Source organism: Phosphitispora fastidiosa (assembly GCF_019008365.1).
Classification (GTDB): domain Bacteria; phylum Bacillota; class Thermincolia; order Thermincolales; family UBA2595; genus Phosphitispora; species Phosphitispora fastidiosa.
Genome location: NZ_JAHHUL010000016.1, coordinates 61,334 through 87,381 on the forward strand (window position 1 = coordinate 61,334; position 26,048 = coordinate 87,381).

Annotated in this window: 26 protein-coding genes; 25 read left to right on the forward strand and 1 reads right to left on the reverse strand. The window is 47.2% G+C overall.

Annotated features, from left to right (window positions below; genetic code table 11):
* Positions 1-183 precede the first annotated feature (183 nt).
* From Ga0451573_RS14060 to alaS, 16 genes are all read left to right on the forward strand, one after another.
* The gene (locus tag Ga0451573_RS14060; RefSeq protein ID WP_231684765.1) at positions 184-1,203 is read left to right on the forward strand and encodes an MtaA/CmuA family methyltransferase; all 1,020 of its coding nucleotides are present in this window, start codon (positions 184-186) and stop codon (positions 1,201-1,203) included.
* Positions 1,204-1,225: 22 nt separating this feature from the next.
* Positions 1,226-1,888: a corrinoid protein gene (locus Ga0451573_RS14065; RefSeq protein WP_231684766.1), complete on the forward strand. Its 663-nt coding sequence runs from the start codon at positions 1,226-1,228 to the stop codon at positions 1,886-1,888.
* A 45-nt stretch (positions 1,889-1,933) separates the two neighbouring features.
* Positions 1,934-2,614 carry a corrinoid protein gene (locus tag Ga0451573_RS14070; protein ID WP_231684767.1) on the forward strand — a complete coding sequence of 227 codons (681 nt, stop codon included), beginning with the start codon at positions 1,934-1,936 and terminating at the stop codon, positions 2,612-2,614.
* A 180-nt stretch (positions 2,615-2,794) separates the two neighbouring features.
* Entirely contained in the window at positions 2,795-4,771 is a 1,977-nt protein-coding gene (locus Ga0451573_RS14075) for a sigma-54-dependent Fis family transcriptional regulator (RefSeq protein ID WP_231684768.1), read from the forward strand.
* A gap of 30 nt (positions 4,772-4,801) precedes the next feature.
* On the forward strand, positions 4,802-5,554 hold the full coding sequence (locus tag Ga0451573_RS14080; RefSeq protein ID WP_231684769.1) for a cobalamin-dependent protein: 753 nt from the start codon (positions 4,802-4,804) through the stop codon (positions 5,552-5,554).
* 438 nt (positions 5,555-5,992) lie between these two features.
* Complete coding sequence (locus Ga0451573_RS14085; protein ID WP_231684770.1) at positions 5,993-7,366, forward strand: methyltransferase MtaB domain-containing protein; 1,374 nt, start codon at positions 5,993-5,995, stop codon at positions 7,364-7,366.
* A 40-nt stretch (positions 7,367-7,406) separates the two neighbouring features.
* Positions 7,407-8,156 (forward strand): cobalamin B12-binding domain-containing protein, encoded by a 750-nt coding sequence (locus tag Ga0451573_RS14090; RefSeq protein ID WP_231684771.1) that lies wholly within the window; start codon positions 7,407-7,409, stop codon positions 8,154-8,156.
* A gap of 145 nt (positions 8,157-8,301) precedes the next feature.
* Positions 8,302-9,219: a CobW family GTP-binding protein gene (locus Ga0451573_RS14095; RefSeq protein ID WP_231684772.1), complete on the forward strand. Its 918-nt coding sequence runs from the start codon at positions 8,302-8,304 to the stop codon at positions 9,217-9,219.
* Between the two features lie 47 nt (positions 9,220-9,266).
* Positions 9,267-10,901: a methylamine methyltransferase corrinoid protein reductive activase gene (locus tag Ga0451573_RS14100; RefSeq protein ID WP_231684773.1), complete on the forward strand. Its 1,635-nt coding sequence runs from the start codon at positions 9,267-9,269 to the stop codon at positions 10,899-10,901.
* A gap of 158 nt (positions 10,902-11,059) precedes the next feature.
* Positions 11,060-11,482, forward strand: coding sequence for a Fur family transcriptional regulator (locus Ga0451573_RS14105; protein WP_231684774.1), 423 nt, complete (start codon positions 11,060-11,062; stop codon positions 11,480-11,482).
* Between the two features lie 67 nt (positions 11,483-11,549).
* Positions 11,550-12,551 carry a putative manganese transporter gene (locus Ga0451573_RS14110; RefSeq protein ID WP_231684775.1) on the forward strand — a complete coding sequence of 334 codons (1,002 nt, stop codon included), beginning with the start codon at positions 11,550-11,552 and terminating at the stop codon, positions 12,549-12,551.
* Between the two features lie 192 nt (positions 12,552-12,743).
* Complete coding sequence (locus tag Ga0451573_RS14115; protein WP_231684776.1) at positions 12,744-13,235, forward strand: PRC-barrel domain-containing protein; 492 nt, start codon at positions 12,744-12,746, stop codon at positions 13,233-13,235.
* A gap of 15 nt (positions 13,236-13,250) precedes the next feature.
* Positions 13,251-13,418, forward strand: coding sequence for a YrzR-like zinc ribbon domain (locus Ga0451573_RS14120; protein ID WP_492207356.1), 168 nt, complete (start codon positions 13,251-13,253; stop codon positions 13,416-13,418).
* A 23-nt stretch (positions 13,419-13,441) separates the two neighbouring features.
* The gene (locus tag Ga0451573_RS14125) at positions 13,442-13,627 is read left to right on the forward strand and encodes a hypothetical protein (protein WP_231684777.1); all 186 of its coding nucleotides are present in this window, start codon (positions 13,442-13,444) and stop codon (positions 13,625-13,627) included.
* 3 nt (positions 13,628-13,630) lie between these two features.
* The gene (locus Ga0451573_RS14130; RefSeq protein ID WP_231684778.1) at positions 13,631-14,680 is read left to right on the forward strand and encodes an AI-2E family transporter; all 1,050 of its coding nucleotides are present in this window, start codon (positions 13,631-13,633) and stop codon (positions 14,678-14,680) included.
* Between the two features lie 156 nt (positions 14,681-14,836).
* A complete protein-coding gene (gene alaS / locus Ga0451573_RS14135; RefSeq protein WP_231684779.1) occupies positions 14,837-17,485 on the forward strand; it encodes an alanine--tRNA ligase in 2,649 nt (882 codons plus the stop codon).
* 65 nt (positions 17,486-17,550) lie between these two features.
* Here the strand turns inward: alaS and Ga0451573_RS14140 are convergent, their stop codons facing one another.
* Complete coding sequence (locus tag Ga0451573_RS14140; protein WP_231684780.1) at positions 17,551-17,940, reverse strand: hypothetical protein; 390 nt, start codon at positions 17,938-17,940, stop codon at positions 17,551-17,553.
* A 332-nt stretch (positions 17,941-18,272) separates the two neighbouring features.
* Between Ga0451573_RS14140 and Ga0451573_RS14145 the strand changes: the two genes are divergently transcribed.
* The 9 genes from Ga0451573_RS14145 (at position 18,273) to Ga0451573_RS14185 (ending at position 26,037) form a co-directional block, all read left to right on the forward strand.
* Entirely contained in the window at positions 18,273-18,527 is a 255-nt protein-coding gene (locus Ga0451573_RS14145) for an IreB family regulatory phosphoprotein (protein ID WP_269438291.1), read from the forward strand.
* A gap of 70 nt (positions 18,528-18,597) precedes the next feature.
* Positions 18,598-19,545 carry an aldo/keto reductase gene (locus Ga0451573_RS14150; protein ID WP_231684781.1) on the forward strand — a complete coding sequence of 316 codons (948 nt, stop codon included), beginning with the start codon at positions 18,598-18,600 and terminating at the stop codon, positions 19,543-19,545.
* Between the two features lie 68 nt (positions 19,546-19,613).
* The gene (gene ruvX, locus Ga0451573_RS14155) at positions 19,614-20,048 is read left to right on the forward strand and encodes a Holliday junction resolvase RuvX (RefSeq protein WP_231684782.1); all 435 of its coding nucleotides are present in this window, start codon (positions 19,614-19,616) and stop codon (positions 20,046-20,048) included.
* An 82-nt stretch (positions 20,049-20,130) separates the two neighbouring features.
* A complete protein-coding gene (locus Ga0451573_RS14160; RefSeq protein WP_231684783.1) occupies positions 20,131-20,403 on the forward strand; it encodes a DUF1292 domain-containing protein in 273 nt (90 codons plus the stop codon).
* Between the two features lie 118 nt (positions 20,404-20,521).
* Positions 20,522-22,111 carry a VanW family protein gene (locus Ga0451573_RS14165; RefSeq protein ID WP_231684784.1) on the forward strand — a complete coding sequence of 530 codons (1,590 nt, stop codon included), beginning with the start codon at positions 20,522-20,524 and terminating at the stop codon, positions 22,109-22,111.
* A gap of 140 nt (positions 22,112-22,251) precedes the next feature.
* A complete protein-coding gene (locus Ga0451573_RS14170) occupies positions 22,252-22,995 on the forward strand; it encodes a hypothetical protein (RefSeq protein ID WP_231684785.1) in 744 nt (247 codons plus the stop codon).
* Positions 22,996-23,080: 85 nt separating this feature from the next.
* Positions 23,081-24,142, forward strand: coding sequence for an endolytic transglycosylase MltG (gene mltG / locus Ga0451573_RS14175; RefSeq protein ID WP_231684786.1), 1,062 nt, complete (start codon positions 23,081-23,083; stop codon positions 24,140-24,142).
* Entirely contained in the window at positions 24,142-24,792 is a 651-nt protein-coding gene (locus Ga0451573_RS14180) for an O-methyltransferase (RefSeq protein WP_231684787.1), read from the forward strand. The genes mltG and Ga0451573_RS14180 overlap by 1 nt, the downstream gene beginning before the upstream one ends.
* 12 nt (positions 24,793-24,804) lie before the next feature.
* Entirely contained in the window at positions 24,805-26,037 is a 1,233-nt protein-coding gene (locus Ga0451573_RS14185) for a peptidase U32 family protein (RefSeq protein WP_231684788.1), read from the forward strand.
* The last annotated feature ends 11 nt before the right edge of the window (positions 26,038-26,048 follow it).

Consider the following 26,048-nt stretch of genomic DNA (forward strand, 5'->3'; position numbering starts at 1 on the left):
AAATTGCATATAAAATAAGCAGACCACAATCCGCTGACTGCTTCCGGCAAATCCCACACCAGGGGGTGATGCCATAATTGCAGGCGTTGTGTGGACATCTGTCCGGCAGCAGCGATTACTCCGGATGAATGGGTGCGAGGAAGCCGTGGACGCGTACTGACAAAACAAGGAGGAGATTGGAAAATGAGTGAGATGACAAGCCGGGAACGCTTTATGGCGGCATTAAAAGGAGATGAAGTTGACCGTTTACCTGTAATCAGTGTCTGCCAGCATGCAACCTATGAGCAGATGGAAAAACTGAACAGCTTTTGGCCTGATGCCCTGTATGACGGTGAAATGATGGCCAGGCTGGCCGGCGGGGCGCATGCGATACTGGGCTTTGATGCAGTCAGGCTGCCGTTCTGCCAGACCCATGAGGCCGAAGCCTTCGGCGCTACCCTGAAGGATGGCGGCAAAACGGGCCTGCCCAGTGTAAAGTTACACCCGTACAAGATTGGTGACACTGTTGAATTCCCTGATGACTTTCTGAAGCGGGGCCGGATTCCCAAACTGCTTGAAGGAATAAAAATCCTCAAGGAAACTGTTGGCGATAAGGTAATAGTCATGGGCGGTATCATCGGTCCCTTCAGTATTGCGGGCCAAATCATGGAGATTACCTCCATGCTGATGGAAGCCTACCGTAAGCCGGATAACCTGATTCATTACATTGAAATGGGAGAGCAGGCCGGTACGATGCTGGCAAAAGCCATGATAGATGCCGGCGCTGACGTCATCGCCGTAGAAGACATGATGGCATCACTGGACATGATCAGCCCCCCTATATACCGCAAACTGGCTCAGCCTTATGAAAAGAAACAAGTTGAAGCCCTGGATGTACCGGTCATTATCCATATCTGCGGCAAGCTTGACAGGATAATCGTGGATATAGCCCAAACCGGGTGTGCCGCCATCAGTGTAGAGCCTGTAGTCAATGTCCCGGCAGCCCTGGAGAAATTTAAGGAAGAAGGCATTACCACTCCCCTTATCGGAGCTGTTGATCCGGTAAATACCCTGTTCCAGGGAGATGTCGCCAGAGTCAGGGCGGAAACAGCGGACAACATTGCCAAGGGTTTTGCCATGATCTCACCTGGCTGTGCGGTACCTCCGGCCACCAAAACCGAAAATCTGATTGCAATTGTTGACACGGTAAAAGGCATATCTTGAAAAATTAAAAGGAGGAATACAAATGAGTAAAGAACAGATTTTGGCAAGGCTCAAGGATGGAGTAATTGAATATGACAATGAAATGGTAATCGGAGCAGCCAATGAAGCCCTGGAGCAAGGTATCGATGCCGAGGAGGCAATATTTGACGGCTTGGTTGCCGGGATTGAGGAAATCGGCCGTTTATATGAACTTGAAGAAATATTTGTTCCCGAAATGTTATTGGCGGCAGATGCCATGTATGCCGGCTTAAATATTCTGAAACCACATATGAAGAAAAAAGAAGGCGGCATTAAAGGCCAGGTTATCATGGGTGTTGTTCAGGGTGATGTCCATGACATCGGCAAAAATATTGTCAAGATGATGTTTGACGTAGCCGGCTTTGAAGTACATGACCTGGGCCGCGATGTTCCCCTGGAGACTTTTATTGAGGAGCAATTGAATACAAACTCCGACCTGGTCTGTCTCTCTGCCATGATGACAACAACTATGGTGGGAATGCCTGAGATCATCGGGAAACTTAAGGAGAAAAACCCCAATGTCAAGATTATGATCGGCGGCGCGCCGGTAAATGAAAACCTCGCCGGTCAATGGGGGGCTGACGGCTATGCCAAGGATGCCAATAATGCCCTTAAGGATGCTATTAATATGGTTGCTTCTCTGAGAGATATGCAGATAACAGAATAGATTTCAGAAAACTGTACCCTTACGGTATATAGGGGGGGGAGCTGTATGGCTGGTGATGTTTGTAGAAAAATCTGGGCAAAATTGCATCAAGGGGTTTTAAACTATGATGAAGAAATAGTCGTGAACGCATCCCGGGATGTACTGAACCATGGCCTTGATATTTATGAATGCATTATGCGGGGTCTCCTGCCGGGGATCGAAGAAGTGGGAGAGCTGTATGAAAGAGGCGAGTATTTTATAGCAGAAATGCTGATGTGCTCTGATGCTTTGTATGCCGGGCTGAACGTTCTGCGCCCCCACATCAAAAGAGAAAACAATGTGGAAAGAAAGCAGGTTGTTATCGGGGTGGTTGCAGGAGATATTCATGATATTGGAAAAAATATCATCAAAATGATGTTCGATGCTGCCGGTTTTGAGGTTCTTGACCTGGGCTGTGATGTACCCCTGGATAAGTTTGTAAATGAACAGTTGCGCACCGATGCCGAAATAGTGTGCCTTTCAGCCATGATGACAACCACTATGAATGGTATGAGTGAAATAATCAGCCGGATAAAAGAAAAGAGCCCTGGGGTGAAGGTGATGGTAGGAGGCGCTCCTGTTAATAGGTATCTGGCAAATCAATGGGGCGCCGACAGTTATGCGGATAATGCTAATAATGCCATCAAATATGCAATTGATATGGTATCTATATTAAAATCTCTGGACAAGCAGCGACAGGCCAATTAGATGTGACAGTAAACGACAAAATAATTCAAAATTAATATCAAATTTATTTTATGGTACTAGGCTAATTCGACACTGATTTTGGTTGGTTTTGTATTATAATTAATTTAGAGTAAAGATTATTATTTTAGATAAGGCAGGTACAGCATTTTTTCAATGACGAAAAATGAGGTGGGTGAACCTGTGGACCGTAAACTCAATAGAATTTACCGGTCTTGGGAAAAATTTATAAACAATTTTGAGATTGAACCTTATGTAATCAGGCCCCTGGTAGCGAATTCGTGGCATCGTTGCCTAAGGATGAGGGTTGATCCCTGTGCAACTTTGAGCGACCTTCGCCTCTTGAGCCAGGTACAGATTGAAAAACGTATCAAACGCAGGAAAAGGCTTATTGATGCCGCGATGCCTTTTATGAATCATTTGTACAACTTTGTCAAGGGGACTGACACCCTGGTCTGCCTGGCAGATGACCAGGGAATGGTTCTGGATGTTTTAAAAGACTCGGTTATCCAATACCGGACTAAACATTTGTGCCATCATATAGGATGTGACTGGAGTGAAGCTATTGCAGGGACAAATTCAATAGGGACGGCATTGATTGATAAAAAACCGGTACAGATCACTGCCAGTGAGCATTACTGTAAAGCCCTCCATGAATTGACAGGCTCGGCAGCCCCGATTTTCAGTCCCGAACGGGAATTGATGGGGGTTTTATGCATTGTTGGAATGTATCAAAATGTGCATCCACATACCCTGGGGATGGTCGTTGCAGCTGTAGAGGCAATTGAAAACCAACTGGTCAGTCAGAAGGCGTCTTATGAATTACTGATAGCTTATAACAAAGTAAAGACAGCCATAGAAACAATGAGTGACGGCTTAATTGCCATTGAGGCTGATGGACAAATTACCCAGTTGAATTCATTAGGGGCAAAAATCCTTCAGGTGGCCCGGGAGGACTGTCTCAGCAAACATGTATCTGACGTTTTAGGAGCCGACTTTCCTTTGCTGGATGCCATGACCGATGGGAAAGAGTTTGAAGACAAGGAATTTTTCCTGGACACACCTTCCGGGGGGACACGCTTTACCTCTACTGCCAGAGTCATCAGGGATAAAGAAGGAAATATCACCGGAATGATTGCCACACTGCGGGAAATGGATACAGTACATAAGCTTGTTCATAAAATGGTGGGAGCGCAGGCCACCCTGACCTTTGATCACATTATTGGCAATGACCCGCAGCTGCATTCCCTGATAAAGCGTGCCAAAAGGGTTGCCCGGAGCGGATCAACTATCCTGCTGCAGGGCGAGAGCGGCACCGGGAAAGAGATTTTCGCCCAGGCAGTGCACAATGCCAGCGGCCGGAGCGGGGGCCCTTTTATTGTGATTAACTGTGGCGCTATTCCGCGCGAACTGGTTGAAAGCGAATTATTCGGATATGAAGACGGCGCTTTTACGGGCGCCAGGAAGGGAGGCAGGCCGGGCAAATTTGAGCTGGCAAACGGGGGCACTATTTTTCTTGATGAAATAGGTGATATGCCCCTTGATATTCAATCCAGCCTGTTAAGGGTATTACAGGAGAGGCAGGTTACCAGAATAGGCGGTCAGAAAGCAATACCGATTAATACAAGAGTAATAGCTGCTACCAACAAGAATTTAGCCTGGGAGGTAGAAAAAGGCAACTTCCGGCTGGACCTTTATTATCGGCTTAATGTAATCACCTTTCAACTGCCGGGTTTGCGGGAACGTCCCAAGGATATTCCTTACCTTGCACAGTATTTTGTGGAAAAGATAAGCTGCAGACTTGGTCAAAATCCACCAACAATTACCCCTGAATTCTATAATTGCCTAACCGAATATCACTGGCCGGGAAATGTCAGGGAACTGGAAAATGTCATCGAACAGGCCCTGCACATGGTAGAATCAGGTATTTTGATTCCAGATCATCTTCCTTCAAGAATTTACTCATCACAAAAAAATACCTCCCCAAAAAGTATCCAGACACATAAACTGAAAAATGCTGAGGCCACTGTAATCATGAACACCCTGGAATCCAGCAACTGGAACATTTCTAAAGCTGCTGCAGTTCTGGGAATTGGTCGGAACACCCTTTACAGAAAGATTGACAGATATAATTTGCGCCAGGATAAAAGCCATGGTTAAGGACGGTTTTTTTGGAAAGGGGTAAAGATAATGCCTATCCGGGATTATTCAAAAGTGTTTGTCCGTTATGATTTGGTTACTGAGAGTCCGTATTATTCCATTAAGAGGAGTGCCGGGGAAAATCAGACCATGGCTAAGGTGATTGAATGTGTGATCCTTGGCGATCTTGACAACGTTGTCAATGTTGTCAAGTCAGCCCTGGAAGAAGAAGACCCTGTAGATGTCATTTACAATGGACTGATCGCTGGGATTAAAGAAGTCAGCATCTTATGGGATGAAGGGGTTTATTATCTGCCGCAGACCCTCCTGGCTTCTGATGCTATGCTCCTGGGACTGAAAATCTGTGAGGAAAGACTGGGGAGTCCGGTGCGGAAAAGGGGGCTCGCTATTACCCACACTGCCGAAGGAGATATTCATGATCTGGGGCAGAAGATTGTTAATGCCTTACTTCGGGCCAGTGGTTTTGAGGTTATTGACCTTGGCAAGGATGTTTCGGTGTCTGAGGTGGTCGAAGCTGTCAGGGAAAATAATCCTGATATTGTCTGTGGCACGGCTCACCTGAGTACAACCATGGGAGCTTTTAAGAGGATATCTGACAGGATGAAGGAAGAGGGATTGAGTGTTCCCTTTGCCTGTGGCGGAGGAGGGGGAGTGACCCTCTCTTTTATCACCAGCTTTGATTACGGTATTTATGGAAAGGATGCTTCTCTCGCACCCAAAATGGCTGAGGACGCGGAACGCGGGATGTCATGGGAAGGGCTCAGACGAAAATACAACGGCTGAGGCACCTTCCCTTTTTTTTAGTGTTCTTTCGGTTGTAACAGTGTTTCATTTCGTAACACTTCTAAAAAAGGGGAGCGGGCCAACCTGTACAAGGTCGTTTTGGAGAATAGACAAGGTTACACGGAAAGTGTTGTTCTGCAATGGAACAATAACCGGTTATTGAACATGTTTCAGGGAACAGCCCCGGATGGACGCATATCATTGAAATCAGAGCCGTATTAAGGGATGTACCTGCTAAACAATATATTTTACTGCACTCCCGGTTTTGGCATGGTTATTGCTTTATGTAATGTATAGATGCTTCTGGTGGAATTTTCACCGGATCAGTTATGCTCCGTTCCGGGAGGAGGTGTATCAGGTAACCCTATTATCCTTGTATTCTTTTAGCAGGTTGTTTAACGCCCAAGTAATTTAGTTAACAAAAGGAGGTTAGCAAGAATGCCGAAATATGACAAAATGGCTTATGCAAGCGCTGATGAAATGATTTTTGGCTCAGCAAAGAATCCTGTGAAGTACGGCCGTGATTTTACAGTCGGTGGAGGTTACGTTTATCCGGAGCTGGTGCCGCATCCCAGACCGGGCACGGAGTCCACGAAGAAAACCCTGGTTAAGGAATATGAGAAAATGGTTACCGATGTGCTTGATCGTTGTGTGGGCATTGGTATCCCGGGAATTCAGATTGAGCTGGAGCATGTCTATCAAATGACCAAAAACCCGGAATGGGGCGGGGAAATTGCAGCTGCAACCAAACACCTGCAAGAGGATTATTTCCGCAAGTATGGGCTCAAGAGCGCTATCAGGGCAACTATTGCAGACTACCGGAAGCCTGATGAGGAAGATATCAGAAGCAGTGTCGCCCTGGAAAACCAGTTAAAGACTTTTGAAACCAGCGCAGCAGGTGGAGCAGACAACCTCTCTATCGAATCTGTCGGTGGCAAGGAGATCTCAGACTATACCATTGTTCGGCAGGATATCCGGGGCACCCTCTTTGGGATAGGTGTTCTCGGGAGTCTGGATATGGAGTTTATGTGGCAGAAAGTTGTTGACATTGCGAATAAGTACGGGGCTACTCCCGGTGGTGACACCAACTGCGCCCAGGCCAATGTGGCCATGTTTATGGCCGGAGGATACCAGGACCGGTCTGTTCCGCATACCTTTGCCGCTCTGACTAGGGCTATCGCGGCGGCACGTTCCCTGGTTGCCTACGAACAGGGAGCCAAAGGTCCAAGTAAGGATTGCGGTTATGAAGATGTTATTATCAAGTCCATTACCGGAAATCCCATATCAATGGAAGGGAAGACATGTGCCTGTGCCCACAGCGACCTCCTGGGCAACCTGGTTGGAGCATGCTGTGACCTGTGGAGTAACGAGGCTGTTGAATACCATGATATGTTTGGCGGGACCACGGTGGCTGTGTTTGCTGAGATTCTCGGCTATGATGTGGCCCTCATGAATACCGCTATCGAACTCGGTAAGGCCAAGGATCTACAGGAAATGATGATTCATTCGGATAAGTACCGTGATACCCATGGTTTCATTCTTTGCCCGGAAAATGCATATCAGATTGGCAAGGCAATTGTTGCCAATAATACTTCCTACTATGCCAGGGCACGTGCCGCTGCTGTTAAGGCTGGCGAACTGATGCTCGGTGACAGTAAACTGCAGATATCCGCATTTGAAAAAGAATCGCTGGAATCAGCCATGCGTACCCTGGAAAGCCTTCCTGACAAAGAGGAAGACTTCATCAGTGAATGTACCGACATTTACAAGAAACTTATTCCTGGTTTTACTCTGGCCAATTATGGTCTGTAAACCGTTGGGAAGAATGTCATAAATTAAAGGAGGGACAAAGATGGCAACAGTGGCAAGTTATGCAAATATCTTTGCAAGATATGACCTCATTGGCTCGGGAGAGGCCAAAGGGGCAAAGGTTTCAAGCAAGGACTCCGCAATGCAGAAGGTTTTGGAATGTGTTCTGGAAGGGGACAGTGATAACATCACCGCTGTCGTGAATGAGGCATTGGCATCTAAAGATCCAATGACAGTTATCAATGATGGTCTGATTAGAGGCATGAATGAAGTCAGTAGATTATGGGATGAGGGGGAATATTACCTTCCTCAGGCTATTGTGGCATCTGATGCCATGCTTAAAGGATTGGATATCTGTGAGAAAAAACTGGGTAAGGCCCTGGAGAAGAAGGGTACTGTAATTACCCATACTGCTGAAGGAGATATTCATGACCTGGGACAGAAAATTGTGAATGCACTCCTCAGGGCCAATGGCTATAATGTTGTGGACCTGGGCAAAGACGTTCCTGTTGACGATGTGGTTGCGGCAATCAAGGAGCATAAACCGGTGATGGTAACCGGGACAGCCCTGATGACAACCACCATGACTGCATTTGAAAGGATTTCCAAGCGCCTGGTTAAAGACAATAATCCCATACCGTTTGTCTGCGGCGGCGGCGCGGTATCGCTGGAATATGTGACCGGTTATGAACTGGGGGTATTTGGCAAGGATGCTTCAGAGGCCCCCGGAATGGCCAATGACGCTGTAAATGGCTTGAGTTGGACCGAGTTAAGAGAGAAATGGAACAATTAATCACAGGTTGATGGATGGATGGTTGATTAATGGCTGATCGATGATTGATTACTGGCTGATTACTGGCTGATGCTGACCCGGGCTTGTGTATCCAGGCCCGGGTCAGTATTCCAATAAGTCAAACTACGGCAACGAGGGGAGTCTGATGATGAAAATTGACGTAATTAATGGACTGCTGGGATCAGGTAAAACGACATTTTTGTTAAATCTGCTGGAACAGAAGGACCTTTCGGAAAAAACTGCGGTTTTGGTAAACGAATTCGGGGAAATTGGCATTGACGGTGATATCCTCAGCGGACATGGAGCTACTGTGGTGGAACTCCCCAATGGATGCATTTGCTGTACCCTGACTGCCGACCTGCGCAGCCAGGTAAAGGAGATTGCCGAAAACTTTGCTCCTGACCGGCTGCTTATTGAACCAACCGGTATTGCTACCATAAAGAATTTACTGGGCATTCTGAACAGCCTGAGTCTTGAAAAATACATTGAAGAGATCCGGGTTATGATGGTGATAGATGCCGCCAATTTTCGGGAAATCGCTGCTCAAAACCGTGCTTTTGTGGAAAATCAGCTTAAGGCTGCACACACTATTATCATAAACAAATGTGACCGTGTAGATGCCGGTGAAATCAGCTGGATAACAGGCTTTATCAGAGAAATAAACAGAGCGGCGGGGATTTTGCTGACTATCCACGGGAGGGTTATGGGAAGAGATTCAGCCCAGGCTGGAGCTTTAATTACTGAAGAACCCTTCACCCAGCTTCTTCCGGAAATGCCCCTGAAGGAGTACGAGCAGTTCAGTACCTCCGGCAGCGGTATTTTTAACCTGACAAAGCTGAGAGACCTGTTCGCGGAAATAAACCGCAACACTTTTGGGCTTGTTGACAGAGTAAAAGGTGTTTTTCAGGTTGCCGATGATGAATGGGTGCGCTTGGACCTGGCGTCACGTGAAATTGCAGAAGTGGAGCTGGAAAAGGGTTTAGCGTCCAGCAAGATTATAGTAATTGGTACGGACCTCCGGAAGGATTTGCTCAAGGAAGAGATTTGGAAATGCCAGTTCTGAAAATTGACAGACAAATAAGGTAAAACTGCCAAATAGGGAGTGGTAATATGGTTCAAACAGGTATCGCGCTTGATTTGGGAACCAGCGGCTTCCGAGGACAGGCCGTTGATCTGGAAAGAAAAGAAATCATTGCAACTGTGCTTACTGCTAGGCATCCTCTGCCAGGGGCAAATGTCATGGACCATCTGAACTTTGCCATCGAAGCCGGACTGGAAACAGCCCATGGTGTGGTAATTGAGACAGTTAACCAGGTTATCAGTACCCTGGGCATACCAACAGAAGACATAAAAAGAGTGGCTGTATGTGGAAACCCCATACAGTTATCATTGTTTGAAGGAATTGAAATTAGGGACCTGGCATATGCGGGTGAGCGCAAAAAGAAGCTGTTGGGAATTGTGCCGCCCAACAGGGATGCTAAAAAGCTGGCAGCTTCCGATATTGCCGGTCTGTTGCTGCCATCCGGTGTGGAAGTATACATTCCCGCGGCAGTAAAGCACGAAATAGGGGCTGACGCCCTGGCCATGATGGTTCAATCAGGACTGCTGGAAAACAGTGATACTGCATTGGTTACCGATTATGGAACAAATGCTGAAATGGCGCTTAAAATAGGAGATAGGATAATTACGGGTTCCTGCGCGGCCGGACCGGCTTTGGAAGGACAGCATATTGAATTCGGAATGCTGGCGGCCCCGGGAGCCGTTCATGATATAGAAGCCGAAAAGGTTGGCTTTAGGTGTTATGTCCTGAACGAGAATATGCTCAGTGAACCGGGAGACCTGGTGGATATAACGGCAGGGACCGTTCTGGAAAAAGGAGCGGTAGGTGTTGCCGGAATTACGGGGACCGGTGTCATTTCAATTCTTTATGAGGGCATGGCCGCAAACCTTATTCGGCTTCCCCAAATCAAAACACCGCAGAAGAAAATACATCTGGGAAGAGATGTTGATTTTAATGAGCATGACATTATCGAAGCCGGTAAAGCAATAGGAGCAATCAGGGCTGGGTTTATCACCCTGGCAGCAGAGGCCGGGATAGAGCTGGAGGACATTAAGACCGCCTATATGGCCGGCGCTTCCGGAACTTATGTAAATGCGGGTAAGGCCCTGCAGGTTGGACTGGTGCCTCCGGGAGCCCAAAAAATCTATCAGGTTGGCAATACCTCACTGGCCATGGCCCGGGACATCGTGCTGGCTCCGCAGAAACTTTGGGATTTACAGGACCTGGCACGGGCCCTCAGGGCTAACCATTGTATGTTTGGGGAATCCCAGGTCTTTGAACGGGCGTATCTGCTGGAATTATCCCTTTGGGGTGAAGGCATGCCCTGGGAACAGTATCATAAATTCAGCAGGATGTATAAGCTGCCGCGTTTGATTGAACCATACGGAAAGCCTGAAATTATCAGGCTCTATGAACGAGACATCCCGGATTTGGGATACCGCGGAGTGTCCTATATAGATATAGTCGGAAAACAGTGCCAGATACAGTTTGAAGGCTGTACCGGGTGCGGCGCCTGTGTGGCAAAGTGTCCTGAAAAAGCACTGCAGCTATTGTCGGAACAGCAGGGGATAATATTGATCAGGCCTGACAGGTGCAACGGCACTGCCTGCAAGAGATGTGAAATAAGCTGCCCGCAAAAGGTCTTTGAGTTCGCCTTGATTCCTTTCAGTCCTAAAGGCTGCTAAAAATTTTACAACCTCCTCAAAAGGACCGTTTCCCTTTAATTTAAAGGTTTAATACGGTCCAATTTCTTTTCATAGGGGATGTTTCCGGTAATTGACAGGGAGTGTTTCCGGTAGTATAATTTAAATCAGAAAGATTCTGATTTGGGAGATGTAGAGCTATGATATATGAGAGCATACTTGAACAGCTATCTACCCAAAAATGTAAACTTACCCTGCAGAGAAGAGAACTGTTAAAGATTCTGATCAGGGCCAAGACCCCGCTGGCTGCCCGGGAAATCTATGACCGGATGATGAAGAAATATCCCAGTATGAGTTTTGATACGGTTTATCGTAACCTAAGCCTGTTACAGGACCTGCATATTGTCAACCGGCTGGATTTTCAGGAGGGCCGCAGCAGGTATGAACTTAACCGCACCCAGGACCATCACCATCACCTGGTATGTTTGAAATGCGGGGGTACCTGGAAACTTAGGGCCTGCCCGCTGGAAGGTATTAATATTAACAATACGGTCCCTGAAGATTTCAAGGTAACTACCCACCGGTTTGAAGTCTTCGGCTACTGCAGGCAGTGCAGGCAGTAGGTATTTTGATATTTTAATGCCAGATGGAGTTTAGGCAGTTTGTCAGAAAAGTGAGGGAGCTATCCAAATGAAGGAACTTATTATTGATGCTTTAATTGATTCAGCCATTATGATACCTTTTTTGCTGGTAATATATATTGGTATCGAATACCTTGAAATAAGAATGGGAGGCAGAATAAGGCAAAAGGTTCAGAATGTGGGCAAAGCCGGCCCCGCAGTTGGTACGGTTTTCGGAGTGGTTCCCCAGTGCGGGTTTTCGGTAATTTCTGCTGCCCTTTATTCCAAAAGGCTGATTACCATGGGAACTCTACTGGCAGTTTACCTGTCAACCTCTGACGAAGCAATCCCCATTATTCTGGCCCAGCCGGAAAAGATTGGAGTGCTGTTGCCTCTTCTGGCGGCCAAAGTATGTATCGCCTTAATTGCGGGATATTCTGTTGACCTTATACTGTCAAGGTCAGGAAAAGCCGCCGTTGAACGTGAAACATGTGCATCTCGGACCGGCAGCGAAGACGGGAACCACAGCGGCGCTGAACACGGGACTTACTCCCATGGGCACAGCCATAAAGATACCCAGATTCCGGACGCTGGAGAATGGGGTAAGGCCCTGATGCAGCATTCCAAGAATGAACATATAGGCTGCTGTGGACATAGCTGTACCCCGGATAAGAATGACATCAGGCAGTGGATTATTCACCCTGTTGTCCACACAATTAAGGTTTTTGGCTTTATTTTTGTGGTGACATTGTTTCTAAACTACATTATCTTTCAGGTGGGAGAAGAAAACCTGGGGAAATTTTTATTGGGGAACAGTACGTTCCAGCCTTTTCTGGTCGCCCTTATCGGGCTGATACCCAATTGTGCCGCATCTGTGGCAGTAACTGAGGTATTCCTCAAGGGGGGGATAAGTTTCGGTTCTGCGGTTGCCGGACTCTCGTCAGGCGCCGGTCTGGGGATACTGGTTCTTTTTAAGGAAAACAGGAACCTCAGGGAAAACCTCCTTATCACAGGGCTGCTTTTTGGGATTAGTGTGGCTGCAGGCACGATTCTGCATATTATCAATTTATAGGCATTATTTTCAAAAAGGCGGTTTTCATTTAAATGGTCAACAAGTGATTGTTATTGGCTGCGCGAGCAAATGCCGCGACTGATAACGTCTTTTTTTTGCATGAATTGGGTTTCGAATTATTTATGCATTTTTCGGTCATACTATTATAGACCACAGGTGACACGGGGAAGTCAGGACTTGGAGGTAACAGATGTGCTCAAAGGGAGGGAAATAATAAGCCTGCCGGTGATTGCTTTAAACAGTGGGAAGCAGCTTGGAGAAGTCAAAGACCTGATTTATGATTTTAGCGAAAACAGGGTTGTCGGTTACATTGTCGAGAATGGCGGGTGGCTTAGGAATTGTAAGGGGTTTCTTCACGAGGACGTTTTCAGGCGTGAAAATGAAAGCCTTATTATAGCTGATGAATCTGTAATCAAACCAATAAAATCTATCCCTGCTTTAAAGAAAACAGTGAGCGAACAAAGAGATATCAGGGGCCTGCGCGTTGAATACGAGGATGGCAGGAGCATCGGGGTAATTCGGGATCTGATTCTTGATGAAAAAACCGGGGAGATAACAGGTTATGAGATTTCGGACGGGATTATCGAAGACCTGCTCAAGGGGCGGTTTTCGATACCTAATACAGATGTCAGCATTGGTCCGGACCGGATCATTGCTTCTTCTGAAATTAGCGGGATAACTTAAAGGAGGGAAAACATGATGAACTGTCCTGCCTGTGGCAGCAAGGCTACCGGAAGGGTAGGGGTGGACCAGTATTACTGCTGGGACTGCTGTGTGGAATATAGTTTAAAAAGAAATGAAGTTAATATCTTTGAAGTAGCAGAAGACGGTACCCTGATGGTTTTGGGCGCTCAGGAAGAAATTTAGAATTCGATAAAGGGGGTGAGTACATGCGCAAGGGATTTTGGAACGGTTTACTTACAGGCGGTATTGCAGCAGTAGTTTTGACAATGTTTATGGCACCCCAGTATAAGAAGCAAAGAGGACCTATGTTAAAGGACTCCAGGATGGTCAAAAGAGGAGCGCGAAGGGTTATCAAAGGGGCAAAAAAAATGGCTGATGACTGGATGAAATAAAAAATGGACAGGACAAATACCAAAACAGTGTACCGGCGATTGTTTCTGGGAACAGTATCAATTGCCGGCTTGTACTTTCTTTACAGGGTTAAAATCATCTTTATTCCATTTATTCTGGCCTTTTTTATTGCCTACCTCCTGAATCCCTTGGTGCACTATGTTGAAAACAAAAAAGTCCCCAGAGGGTTGGCAATACTTCTGGTATATATGGTGGTATTCTGTGTGGTGACCTCAGTAATGGTTTTTGGTGTTCCATTTATTGTCGAGGAATTTAACCGGCTGGGGAAGGTTATTCCCAGGCTGACTGCGGAAATCAGGGGAATTATTACTGATATTGAAGGCAGCTACAGCAGGTTTAAGCTGCCACAGGGGATCAGAGATGTAATTGACGAGCAAATTGAACAGGGAGAAGCCTTGCTGACAAGTATTATCAGGGCAGCAGCAGATTCGTTGGTCAAGTTGTTTTCTTACCTGCTGGGACTGATTATTGCCCCATTTTTTGCGTTTTATATGCTCAAGGATGCGGAACAGATAAAAAACTCCTTTATATTAACCATTCCACGCAGATACCGCAGTGATGTCATGGCTGTCTTCAGAGACATGGATGAAATCATCAGCGGCTTTCTCAGAGGGCATGTGACAATATCCTTGATTGTAGGTCTGCTGACTGGGGCAGGCATGTACCTGGTGGGAGTGGAATTTGCCTTCATCATCGGGCTGATTGCCGGGATAGCCGAACTGGTCCCGTATTTGGGACCTTTTATCACTGCTGTGCCGGCGGTATCACTGGCCCTGCTTGATTCTCAAAAGACTGCGGTTTACGCCATTATAATTATCCTGATAGTGCAGCAGTTGGAGAATGCTGTGATTTCACCTAAAATTCTTGGAAAAAGCCTTGGGCTGCATCCGCTGGTAGTGATTTTTGCGCTCCTGGCAGGGGGCGAAATCTATGGTTTCGCCGGTATCCTTCTGGCAGTACCGGCTGCAGCGGCGCTGAAAGTGATTCTGCGCTATGTTTATCTAAAGCTGGTAGACGAGAAGGATACCGGTTAAATGCCTTGACAACAGTAGCAGCTTTAGGTATAATTTTAGCGAATTTGTAAATTACCATTCATTTACTGTTTACCAGGGTGGTGCCGCGAAAGACAGCCTTTCGTCCCTGGAGTGTTGTTCACTTCGGGCGAAAGGCTTTTAAGTCAGGAGGTAAATATGTTGACCGGAAATGAAGTCAGAGAAAAGTTTCTGAAATATTATGAAAGCAAGGGGCATATGATTGTTTCCAGTTCGTCGCTGGTCCCTCATGAGGATCCGACCCTGCTGTTTACCAATGCAGGGATGAACCAGTTTAAGGATGTATTCCTTGGTCTGGACAAGCGTCCTTATAAAAGAGCCACAACTTCCCAAAAGTGTGTCCGGGCCGGCGGGAAGCACAATGACCTGGATACTGTAGGCCGCACTGCCAGGCATCACACTTTTTTTGAGATGCTGGGTAATTTTTCGTTCGGGGACTACTTTAAACGTGATGCTATCAGCTATGCCTGGGAATTCCTCACCGAGACGCTGGGGCTGCCTGAAGAAAAGCTTTATCCTACAATTTATACCGACGACGATGAGGCCTTCCAACTCTGGCAGGAGGTTACCGGTGTGCCGGCGGAGAAAATAGTGCGCCTGGGTGAAAAGGACAATTTCTGGTCCATGGGGGATACGGGACCGTGCGGTCCATGCAGTGAGATAATCTACGACCGTGGCGAGGAATTCCGTTGTCAGGAACCGGAATGTTATATTGGAAAATGTGACTGTGACCGCTGGCTGGAGATATGGAACCTGGTTTTTATGCAGTACAACCGTGACCATACCGGTAAAATGACTCCCCTGCCCAAACCAAGCATTGATACCGGAATGGGGCTGGAGCGGATAACTTCAGTGATTCAGGGCGTTGCATCCAACTATGACACCGACCTGCTTAAAGATATTATCACAGAAGTGGAAAAAATGTGCGGCCAGAAGTACAGCGGAGATGAAAAAGGATTTCCCTTCCGGGTCATTGCGGACCATGCCAGGGCTTGTACTTTCCTGATTTCTGATGGTGTGCAGCCCAGTAATGACGGCAGGGGTTATGTACTGCGCCGGATTCTCAGGAGGGCAGTGCGGTTTGGCAAAAGTCTCGGGATTGAAAAGACGTTTCTGCATGAACTGGTTGATACAGTAATTGCCTTGATGGGAGCGGCTTATCCGGAAATTGCGGAAAAGAAGGAATATGTCAGCCAGATAATCCGGCTTGAGGAGGAGCGTTTCCATGAAACACTCCATGATGGGCTCAAAATTGTAGGTGAGATGGTATCCCGGGTCAAATCCGCCGGGGAATTGCGGATTGGCGGGGAAGATGCCTTTGTTCTTTATGATACATACGGTTTTCCCCTTGATCTCACGGAAGATATTGCCGAAGAAAACGGACTTGAAGTGGACCGCACCGGATTTGAAAAAGCAATGCAGCAGCAGCGTGAAAGAGCCAGGGCCGCCCGTCAGGATACCGCAATGCTGGCCGGTCAGGAGCTGTATGCAGATATTGCCAAAAAGCTGGGCATAACCGAGTTTAACGGTTATGAGCAGACCGCCTTCCGTGCCAACGTAGTTGGTCTGATTGTGGACAAGGAAGCTGTTCCTCAGGCTGAAGAAGGCCAAAAAGTAGAGGTTATCCTGGATAAGACGCCATTTTACGGTGAGAGCGGCGGTCAGGTGGGGGATACCGGATATTTGACCAAGGCAGGAACTGTGATCCGCATTTATGATACCAAAAAAGCCTTTAATGGTCTGTATATTCATTTAGGTGTGATTGAAAAGGGAATCCTATCCTTTGGTGACTTTGTTGAAGCCCGGATTGATGAAGAGCGAAGAACGCGGATTGCCCGGAACCATTCGGTAACCCATCTGCTGCATAAGGCTATGAAGGAGATCCTGGGTGAACATGTTAACCAGGCCGGTTCACTTGTTGAGCCTGACAGGTTGAGATTTGACTTCACCCATTTTCAGCCGGTTTCCGCTGAAGAGTTAAAGAAAATTGAAGCCAGGGTAAACCAAAAGATTATGTCCAATCTCAAAATTACCACTGAGGTCAGCAGCATTGAAGAGGCTAAAAAAGCAGGCGCAACTGCTCTTTTCGGTGAAAAGTACGGTGACCGGGTGCGTGTGGTCAGGATGGGTGATTACAGCATGGAGCTTTGTGGTGGTACTCATCTGAAGGTTACCGCTGAAGCCGGGATCTTCAAGGTCTTATCTGAAAGCGGAATCGGCTCCGGGCTGCGCAGGATTGAGGCTGTTACCGGGGACGGTATCATTACATATATCACGGAAAAGGAGCAGCTGCTTGAAGAGGTCAGCGCTGCCCTGAAGACAACACCAAATGAGCTTGCCAGAAGAGCTGAAGGTATTGTAAGGGAACTAAGGGAAAAGGAAAAGGAACTGGAGGCCCTGCAGGCCAAGATAGCCAAATATGAATCTCTGGAGATAATAGACCAGGTAAGGGAAATCAATGGTATCAAAGCATTGGCAGCTAAGGTGAATGCACCTGACATGGATGCCCTGAGGAATATGGGAGACATGATGAAGGATAAACTGGGCTCCGGTGTGGTAGTGCTTGGCAGTATCAATGACGGTAAAGTCAATTTGGTGGCTATGGCCACCAAAGATGTTTTGGATAAAGGTGTACATGCAGGAAACATAATCCGGGAAGTTGCCAAAACAGCCGGAGGCGGCGGCGGAGGCCGGCCTGATATGGCTCAGGCCGGCGCCAAAGACCCCGGTAAGATAGCCGAGGCCCTGGAAAAGGCATATGTGGTTATTGAGTCCCAGGTCAAATAGCTGGTTCTATAGTAAAAAATAACAAGAGTAAAAAATAACAAGCGCTGTGACAGCGCTTGTTTTAGTTACTGCAGGTATTCAGGTATCCAGTCAATATGGTCAATTTCCAGTCTCAGGATGTCATAATGGAGGTTTAAGTTCAGGTCACCAACTGTAATAACGAACTTTTTATCATTTTGAAAATCCAGCATAAATCTAGATACATGTTCGATAGGCCTTTTTCGTGTGTCACTGAAGTTCTCGGGGTCGCGACAATCAAAAACCGTTATTTCCACGAAACCGGTAGGACTCATACTGCATTTAACATGGAGGTTTTCAGGGCCGATATCTGAAAGAATTGATGCCAAACCAAATACAAGATCATCGTTTTGTCCCAGGAAGGCAATAGTCAGTTCATCAGGAGAATCCAAACGACCAAAAAAATAACCTAAGTCCTTACAATATCCCTGTGCCATAGTAACCCCTCCTTCAATTGGTTTAAAAAACCTCTTGAGGCAATACCAAGGCAACTCACGGATACCGGTTCAGTATGAGATTTTCAAAGGGACACTGAATGCTGTTGGCGGCATTTGGTAACAACCGGCGCCGTGCTAAAACGATGCTTTAGAATTACCTCACATTCATGCCATTTCCTGACCATATTGGAAATAATATATTTATCATAATTCTACCATACTTCAGCTTTTAATACCAGATATATAACGGAACAATTTTTTTGTCTGACAAGAGGAAAAAAAGGAGATTTGGAGAATACTACTATTATCAAAGTGCAAGGGAGGGAACCGATATGAACAGGAATTTTGAAGAGACAATGATGTTCAAGGTTAAGGCTGATGACTATGATGAAGTCAGAGATATACTTTTTAAAGTGCATGATGCCTTGAAGGAAAAAGGTTATAATCCTATCAACCAGATTGTAGGTTACCTGTTGTCGGGAGACCCTGCATACATAACCAGTCACAATAATGCCCGGAGTATGATCAGGAAAATGGAGCGGGATGAAGTAATTGAAGAATTGGTTAAGCATTACCTGCAGAAGTAATGGAGGGCAGCCAATGCCCTCCTTATTGTTTCTAATCCGAGATTCATAGAACTATTACAGTGGTGATGTTATGGAATACAGGGAACTTGGGCAAACCGGTATCAGGGTGTCAAGGCTTTGTTTTGGAGTTCTCACAGTGGGTCCTCTTCAGGCTGACCTTCCGGTTGATAATGGGGCGCAAGTCATCAGGCATGCATTGGAGAACGGGGTCAGTTTTTTGGATACGGCACAGTACTATAGGACTTACCCATATATAAAAGAGGCTTTGCAGGGCTATTCCGGGGAAGTGGTCCTGACTTCCAAGTCCTATGCCTATACCAGGAAAATGATGCAGGACGCTGTTGAAGAGGCTCGCCAAGAAACCGGACGGGATATGATAGACATTTTCCTGCTGCATGAACAGGAGTCTGCATTGACAATTAAGGGTCACTGGGAGGCCTATGAATACCTTCTCGAATGCAAACAGAAAGGCATCATTAGGGCAGCCGGCATCTCCACACATATGGTTGCAGCAGTCCGGGCTGCCTGTGAGATACCGGAAGTTGATGTGATCCACCCTTTGTACAATTACAGAGGTGTAGGGATCACTGACGGTGATGTCAATGAAATGGGGCAGGCTATTGCTGAAGCCGTTTCCCGCGGTAAGGGTATCTACAGTATGAAAGCTTTAGGGGGAGGTAACCTGCTGGGAGAGTCCCGGGAGGCGTTTGACTTCGTCCTTGGCAATAAGGATCTGCATTCGATTGCGGTGGGAATGAAGACACTGGAAGAAGTCGAAATGAATGTCCTGATTTTCAGCGGCAGGGAAGTCCCTGATTCAATAAGGGACCGGGTGAGGTCTGTTCCCCGGAAGCTGCATATTGAATCATGGTGTACGGGATGCGGCAAATGTGCAGCACGGTGCACTGCTGAAGCAATTCGGATTGAGAACGGGAAGGCTGTGGCAGATTCTGGCCGCTGCCGGCTCTGTGGATATTGTGGTCCGGTATGTGAAGAGTTTTGTATTAAGATTATCTAGTAGGATGTTTGGTTTAAAAAATATATTGCAGAGGAATACTACGATTATTTGGCGGGGGTGGGAATGACTTGAGATTAATGGGTTTGGATGTCGGGACGAAAACTATCGGTGTTGCTCTGAGTGATCCACTGGGGTTTACCGCGCAGGGATTTGAAGTTATCAGGCGCAGGGGAGAAGAAAGGGATCTGGCCCGCTTGAGGGATATTATCGCTGAAAAGGAAGTAGACAGAATTGTGGTGGGGCTGCCCAGGAATATGAATGGCACTATGGGACCGCAGTCCGAGGTTGTCCGGGAATTTGCATCACTGCTGGAAGAGAGCTTTAAGCTTCCTGTCGCCTTATGGGATGAAAGATTATCCACCGTGGCAGCGGAAAAAATGTTGATAAGCGCTGATGTGAGCAGGTCCAAAAGAAAACTGGTGATTGACAAAATGGCGGCGGTTATGATTTTACAGGGTTACATGGATAGGAATATTAAGTATAATGAAGGGGAAAACGGATAAAATAGGAAAAGGTTGTTTTTGTTGACAACCAATGTTTGGTAATATACAATACATATACTTAATTAAATGATGAGGTGATTAAATGTCTGAAGAAACAGAAGTTCTTATGCTGACAGATGAAGAAGGAAATGAGCACGAATTTTCAGTTATTGACCTTATTGAATTGGATGGTTCTGAATACGCGATTCTGCTGCCAGTGGAAGAAAGTGACGATGACGAGGGCGGCGAAGCCATAATTCTCAGAATTGACAAAGACGATGAAGGCAATGAAATTCTCGTGGATATTGAAGATGATGAAGAATGGGAAAAGGTCGCCGATACCTGGGCATCAATGGTTGAAGAGGAGGAAGCATAAACTGCTTCTCCTTCTTTTTTTTTATTACTGCAGTAATCACAGAGGAATTAAATACAATATTGTCTAATATATCTATATCTTAGAAACAATATTTATGGCAAGATATGGGGTGTTGATTATGACCAGAAATGTAAAAATTGTTCTCCTGATTATTGCGGCGCTGTTAATTTCTGTGGTGGTTTCCTTTATTTCATTTATTGAACTGACCGGGAGAAGTGACCGGATTTTTCCTGGAGTCTCCCTTAAGGAGGTCAATTTGGGAGAACTGACCCAAAATCAGGCGGCTCAGGTGCTTGAAGATTATATCGGCTCACTGCAGGACATGTATATAAATGTGAGCTTTAGTGGAGGCAGCGGCAGGATGAGGGTAGCAGACACCGGGCTGCAGGTTGACACAGATAAAATAGTTCAGGCAGCCTGGGCGGTGGGCCGGACCGGAAGCTACCTGCAGCAGTGGCAGGAACGTAAGGCTGTTGCGCAAAACGGCAGGGAGATTCCTTTGGAAGTCAATTTTTCGCCGGATAAGGTCAGGAATATACTTAATGATATCACCAGGGAGGTCAGAGTGCCTCCCAAGGATGCCAGGCTGGTCATAACGCCACAGGAGATTGTTGAGATAGTTGAAGGCGTCAATGGTACCGAAATTGATTTTGAAGAAGCTTTCAGCCAGTTAGCGCCTATTTTTCGGGATGACCGTGAGCCGGCGATAACTGTCAGCTTTGTAGAAGTTAATCCGTCAGAGACTACTGAGGAGGTAATAAACCTACGGATAAACGGCCTGCTGGCTCAGTTTACCACCCGTTTTAACGCTGAGAATACCAATAGGTCTGAAAATGTCAGGGTAGCTGCCATGGCTCTCAACGGAAGAATGATTAAACAGGGGGAGTTTTTTTCATTTAACGATGTCGTTGGACCGAGAAGCCAGGAAGCGGGCTATAAAAACGCCAAGATTATCCTGAATAATGAATTTATAGACGGCCTTGGCGGGGGAGTCTGCCAGGTTTCCTCCACGCTGTATAATGTCCTGCTCCGCGCCGGAATCAATGTTACCGAAAGGCATAACCACTCACTGGTTGTCACTTATGTTCCGATGGGCCAGGATGCAGCAGTTGCCTTTGGAGCTAAAGACCTGAAGTTTACCAATAACCTGCCATGTGCCGTAATCATTAAGGCATCAATGACAAGGGACACGGTAACCTTGAAGCTTTTTGGGGATAGTTCGCTGAAAAAGAACATCAGGATTGTAAATAGCACAATTAAAGAATACCCCTTCAAAATTGTATATAAGAATGACGCGACTCTGCCGAAAGGGCAGCAGACTGTTGCTAGTAACGGTCAAAACGGTTACCGGGTTGTTTCAAAAATGCTGGTATATGAGGGGGGGGCGCTGGTGGAATCAAAACAGCTGCCTTCCAGCTACTATAAGCCTTTGGACCAGGTCGTCAATGTTGGGGTAAAACCGGTGCAGGCGGCGCCGGGCACGGGTGTCCCCTCAGGAGGCGGGACACGGCCTCCTGGAGATGCAAATCCTCCGGGTCCAGCCGGTCCCCCGGAAGAAACAACCGCTCCGGGAGGAATTACTCCACCGGCGGAGAACAATCCACCCGAAGAGACAAGCCCGCCGGAAGAGACAAATCCGCCGGAAGATTCTCCTGAACAGGCTGAAGACACCTTCGAAAGGCCTGTTACGATACCGCCAAGACCATAATCAAAAGACTTCTAACGTTAGCTGGGGATTAGTCTCCATCTGACGTTAGATTTTTTTTGCGGCAAGATTAAAGATACTTTGCATATACATATTACTGATGTTTAGTCTGGTTGGAATAAAGAATTGAAAGGGGAGAAAAAATGAAGAAAATAGTGTTTGCGGGGCGGAATGATTCCGGTAAGTCAACTATCCTGGGAGAGATATATAAGGGACTAAAGTCAAAAGACTACCAGCCCCTGGCTGTCGGCTCGGGGGTTCAGGATGAGAAGCCGTATCTTCTAAAAGGCATTGAGGCCACTTATCTGACTGTTGCCATCCCTGAATCGGGACATGACGTAATTACAGACATAGACAGGGTGGTTAGGAATGCTATTAACCTGATAAAGGAAAGAAATTTACTGATCCAGCACGCCAAAAAGGCGCTGGAAGAGCTCAACAAGGTCAGGTCGGTGCTGGATTTAGGGCATCTGTACCAAAAGGATATTCCAACGGTGTCCGCAATCCCGGACGTAATTTTAATTGAGGCAGTAGGTATAAATGACGGGTACAAATCTGAGGAAACGAGGCGCTTGGGGGACATTCTGGTAACAATTGTGCCGGCTGGGATTAAGACGGAAATTATTATGGAACAGGGAAATACCCTGCTTGATGAGGCGGATATTCTGGTGGTCACCAAAATAGATGAAACAGCGCGGGATATCGCCACCACAACGATAAAGCTACTGAGGAGGATATACCGGTATAAACCAATTATTCCCGTAGTTGCTACCCAGGGGGTCCATATGGACCTGGTCCTGGATGAGGTATTGAAGAGACTGGCTGACCCTGTCAGGCTTTTGGAAAATGAGGAAAAGGGAAGGAAAAATCCAGCCCTTAGAGTTTGATTAAAGGGAGACCTGTTGTCCCATCCTAAGGAAAGTTGTATAATAGTGTAGAAATATATGACTTGTCTGAAGGAAGTGATCAATATTGGAAACAGGTATTCCTGCGGTCAGGAAAGGGACAGGCATGGGGCGCAAGATAATTATGGGTCTGATAATATTGGGGTTACTGCTATCTGCAGGACTACTATTGGCTTATTACCAATTTAATGAACTGCTGCAGCCTCCTGCAGCCTCCGGTATTGTGTCTGAACAGACTGTGGTTGTCCCTCAGGGTGCCAGTACCGTGGGTATAGCAAATATTCTCAAGGAACAGGGATTAATCAGGAGCAGCGGCGCTTTCAGGGCTTATACCGCTTACCGCGGACTGGACAGCAGTCTTAAGGCCGGAGAATTCAGCCTGAACACAGGGATGAACGTTCCGGAGATTGTAGCCCGGCTGGTTCAGGGTGAGACTGTTACATTATCCTTCACTATTCCGGAGGGCTACAATATTACCCAAATTGCGGACAGGCTGGCTGAGATGAAAATCATTGACCGGGACAAGTTCCTGGAGCTCGCGGCAACAGAGGATTTTGACCATGACTTCCTGCAGGGAATTCCCAAAGGACCGGACAGGCTGGAGGGATATCTTTTCCCTGATACTTATAAGATTACCAGGGAAACAACGGAAAGAGAAATCATCGCCATGATGTTGGGCCGTTTTGCCAGGGAAATCACTCCTGAGTTTGAGGCGGGAGCTGCTGATATCGGTCTGACGGTTCATGAGGCGGTTATATTGGCATCAATTATTGAACGTGAGGCTCAAAAAGATGAGGAAAGGCCTAAAGTTTCGGCCGTCTTTCTGAACAGGCTGAAAAAGGGCTGGAGACTGGAATCCTGTGCAACTGTGCAGTATGCGCTTGGCGAACAGAAGGCGCGGTTGTTGAATAAGGATCTGGAGATTGACTCACCCTATAACACATACAGAAACGCAGGTCTTCCGCCGGGGCCGGTGGCTTCTCCGGGAAGCGCTTCCCTTAAGGCGGCGGTCAATCCGGCTGATGTGGATTTTATGTTTTTTGTTGTTTCTGAGGATGGCCAACATGTCTTCAGCAGGACCTTAAATGAACACAACCGGAACAAGGCCCGTTATATTGGAGGGCTGTAATGGTCAGTATAATAAACCCGCAAATTGAAGAATATATCAGGGGACTGGCGCCTGAGAGACCGGATTACATGCTGGAAATGGAGAGGTATGCTGAGGAAAACTATGTTTCTATCATTCCTCCTGAGGTTGCCCAGTTTCTTACCACTCTGATTCACCTGAGTCAGGCCCGGGAAGTTCTCGAAATCGGCACCGCTATTGCGTATTCCACCATCTGGCTGGCTTGGGCGGCAGCCCCGCGTGGGGGGCATATTACTACTATTGAGATTAATGAGCGGCGGGCGGCGGCGGCGGTCGAAAATATTCGTCAGGCCGGATTGGAGGATAAGATTACCCTCCTTAAAGGACATGCGGTAGATATTGTGCCTCATTTAAAGGATGAGTATGACTTTATCTTTATAGATGCGGCGAAGGGGCAGTACGGCTGGTTTTTTGAGGAACTGTATCCGAGATTAAAACCGGGAGGCCTCCTGGTTTCTGATAATGTGCTGGCTGAAGGAGCTGTGGTGGTTCCTGAGGAGGAACTGCGGCACCGCCAGAAAACGGCTGTGCGCCGGCTCAGGGATTACCTGAGGATGATTACATCTCATCCAGGGCTGGAGACGACCATTATCCCTTTTGGGGACGGTCTCGCGGTCAGTCTGAAGAAATAAGGAGTGAATAAGTTGAGGAAACCTGAGCTTCTGGCGCCTGCCGGTGATCTGGAAAAACTGGTAATGGCGATCCGGTACGGGGCGGATGCGGTTTATATCGGAGGCAGGGAATTTGGCCTGAGGGCTGCCGCCGGCAACTTCAGCCCCGAGGAAATGGGCAGGGGAATTAAATATGCCCATGACCAAGGTGCCAAGGTCTATGTTACCGTTAATATTTTTGCCCATAACCGCCATCTTGAGCATCTGCCGGGATACCTGGCAGAGCTGGCGGAACTGGGCGCTGATGCAGTGCTGGTCTCTGACCCGGGGGTATTTGCTGCTGCCAGGGAGGCGGTTCCCAACCTTCCGGTACATATCAGTACTCAGGCTAATACCACCAACTGGGCAGCTGTGAAGTTCTGGGCGGATCATGGGGCTGAGCGTATAGTCCTGGCCAGGGAATTATCCCTGGTGGAGATAATGGAAATAAAGGAAAGAGTCAATATTGAACTTGAAACCTTTGTACATGGCGCGATGTGCATATCCTATTCGGGCAGATGCCTGCTGAGCAGCTTGATGACTGGGCGTTCGGCCAATCTTGGTGAATGTGCCCAGCCCTGCAGGTGGAAATATGCGCTGGTAGAGGAAAAAAGGCCTGGGCAGTATTTCCCGGTTGAAGAAGACAGCCTGGGGTCTTATGTGTTTAATTCCATGGACCTGTGCATGATAGAGCATATCCCTGAGTTGATAGAGGCAGGAGTCAACAGCTTCAAGATTGAGGGCCGGATGAAAAGCGTTCACTATGTGGCTACTGTTGTCGGAGCTTACCGGAAGGCCATTGATACATATTTTGCCGACCCCGGGGCCTATACCTTTGATCCCCGGTGGCTGGAGGAGATTCGGAAGGTCAGCCACAGGGAGTATACCACGGGGTTTTTCTTTGGCCGGGAGAATCTGCGCGGTGAAAATACGGATACCTCCAAGTACCGCAGAGACTACGATTTTGTTGGTATCGTCAGGGAATATATGGCGGAAAAAGGAATAGCCGTGATCGAACAGCGCAACAGGTTTGAGACCGGAGATATGCTGGAAATAACAGGTCCGGAAACAGGCGTGTTTTATCAAAAGGTGAAACAGCTGGCTGATGCTGAGGGCAACACTATTGACAGTGCGCCACACCCGCAGCAGATAGTTATCATGCCTGTAGCTAATCCGGTAAAACCGCTGGATATGCTGCGCCGGGAAAAGGCCGGAAATCAGAGCTGAATCAGAGCTGA

What these genes read in the sequence shown, in the direction of transcription:
- Ga0451573_RS14060 (WP_231684765.1), top strand. Translation starts at nt 184, where the DNA reads ATGAGTGAGATGACAAGCCGGGAACGCTTTATGGCGGCATTAAAAGGA.
- Ga0451573_RS14065 (WP_231684766.1), top strand. Translation starts at nt 1,226, where the DNA reads ATGAGTAAAGAACAGATTTTGGCAAGGCTCAAGGATGGAGTAATTGAA.
- Ga0451573_RS14070 (WP_231684767.1), top strand. Translation starts at nt 1,934, where the DNA reads ATGGCTGGTGATGTTTGTAGAAAAATCTGGGCAAAATTGCATCAAGGG.
- Ga0451573_RS14080 (WP_231684769.1), top strand. Translation starts at nt 4,802, where the DNA reads ATGCCTATCCGGGATTATTCAAAAGTGTTTGTCCGTTATGATTTGGTT.
- Ga0451573_RS14085 (WP_231684770.1), top strand. Translation starts at nt 5,993, where the DNA reads ATGCCGAAATATGACAAAATGGCTTATGCAAGCGCTGATGAAATGATT.
- Ga0451573_RS14090 (WP_231684771.1), top strand. Translation starts at nt 7,407, where the DNA reads ATGGCAACAGTGGCAAGTTATGCAAATATCTTTGCAAGATATGACCTC.
- Ga0451573_RS14095 (WP_231684772.1), top strand. Translation starts at nt 8,302, where the DNA reads ATGATGAAAATTGACGTAATTAATGGACTGCTGGGATCAGGTAAAACG.
- Ga0451573_RS14100 (WP_231684773.1), top strand. Translation starts at nt 9,267, where the DNA reads ATGGTTCAAACAGGTATCGCGCTTGATTTGGGAACCAGCGGCTTCCGA.
- Ga0451573_RS14105 (WP_231684774.1), top strand. Translation starts at nt 11,060, where the DNA reads ATGATATATGAGAGCATACTTGAACAGCTATCTACCCAAAAATGTAAA.
- Ga0451573_RS14110 (WP_231684775.1), top strand. Translation starts at nt 11,550, where the DNA reads ATGAAGGAACTTATTATTGATGCTTTAATTGATTCAGCCATTATGATA.
- Ga0451573_RS14120 (WP_492207356.1), top strand. Translation starts at nt 13,251, where the DNA reads ATGAACTGTCCTGCCTGTGGCAGCAAGGCTACCGGAAGGGTAGGGGTG.
- Ga0451573_RS14125 (WP_231684777.1), top strand. Translation starts at nt 13,442, where the DNA reads ATGCGCAAGGGATTTTGGAACGGTTTACTTACAGGCGGTATTGCAGCA.
- Ga0451573_RS14130 (WP_231684778.1), top strand. Translation starts at nt 13,631, where the DNA reads ATGGACAGGACAAATACCAAAACAGTGTACCGGCGATTGTTTCTGGGA.
- alaS (WP_231684779.1), top strand. Translation starts at nt 14,837, where the DNA reads ATGTTGACCGGAAATGAAGTCAGAGAAAAGTTTCTGAAATATTATGAA.
- Ga0451573_RS14140 (WP_231684780.1), bottom strand. Translation starts at nt 17,940, where the DNA reads ATGGCACAGGGATATTGTAAGGACTTAGGTTATTTTTTTGGTCGTTTG.
- Ga0451573_RS14145 (WP_269438291.1), top strand. Translation starts at nt 18,273, where the DNA reads ATGAACAGGAATTTTGAAGAGACAATGATGTTCAAGGTTAAGGCTGAT.
- Ga0451573_RS14150 (WP_231684781.1), top strand. Translation starts at nt 18,598, where the DNA reads ATGGAATACAGGGAACTTGGGCAAACCGGTATCAGGGTGTCAAGGCTT.
- Ga0451573_RS14160 (WP_231684783.1), top strand. Translation starts at nt 20,131, where the DNA reads ATGTCTGAAGAAACAGAAGTTCTTATGCTGACAGATGAAGAAGGAAAT.
- Ga0451573_RS14165 (WP_231684784.1), top strand. Translation starts at nt 20,522, where the DNA reads ATGACCAGAAATGTAAAAATTGTTCTCCTGATTATTGCGGCGCTGTTA.
- Ga0451573_RS14170 (WP_231684785.1), top strand. Translation starts at nt 22,252, where the DNA reads ATGAAGAAAATAGTGTTTGCGGGGCGGAATGATTCCGGTAAGTCAACT.
- Ga0451573_RS14180 (WP_231684787.1), top strand. Translation starts at nt 24,142, where the DNA reads ATGGTCAGTATAATAAACCCGCAAATTGAAGAATATATCAGGGGACTG.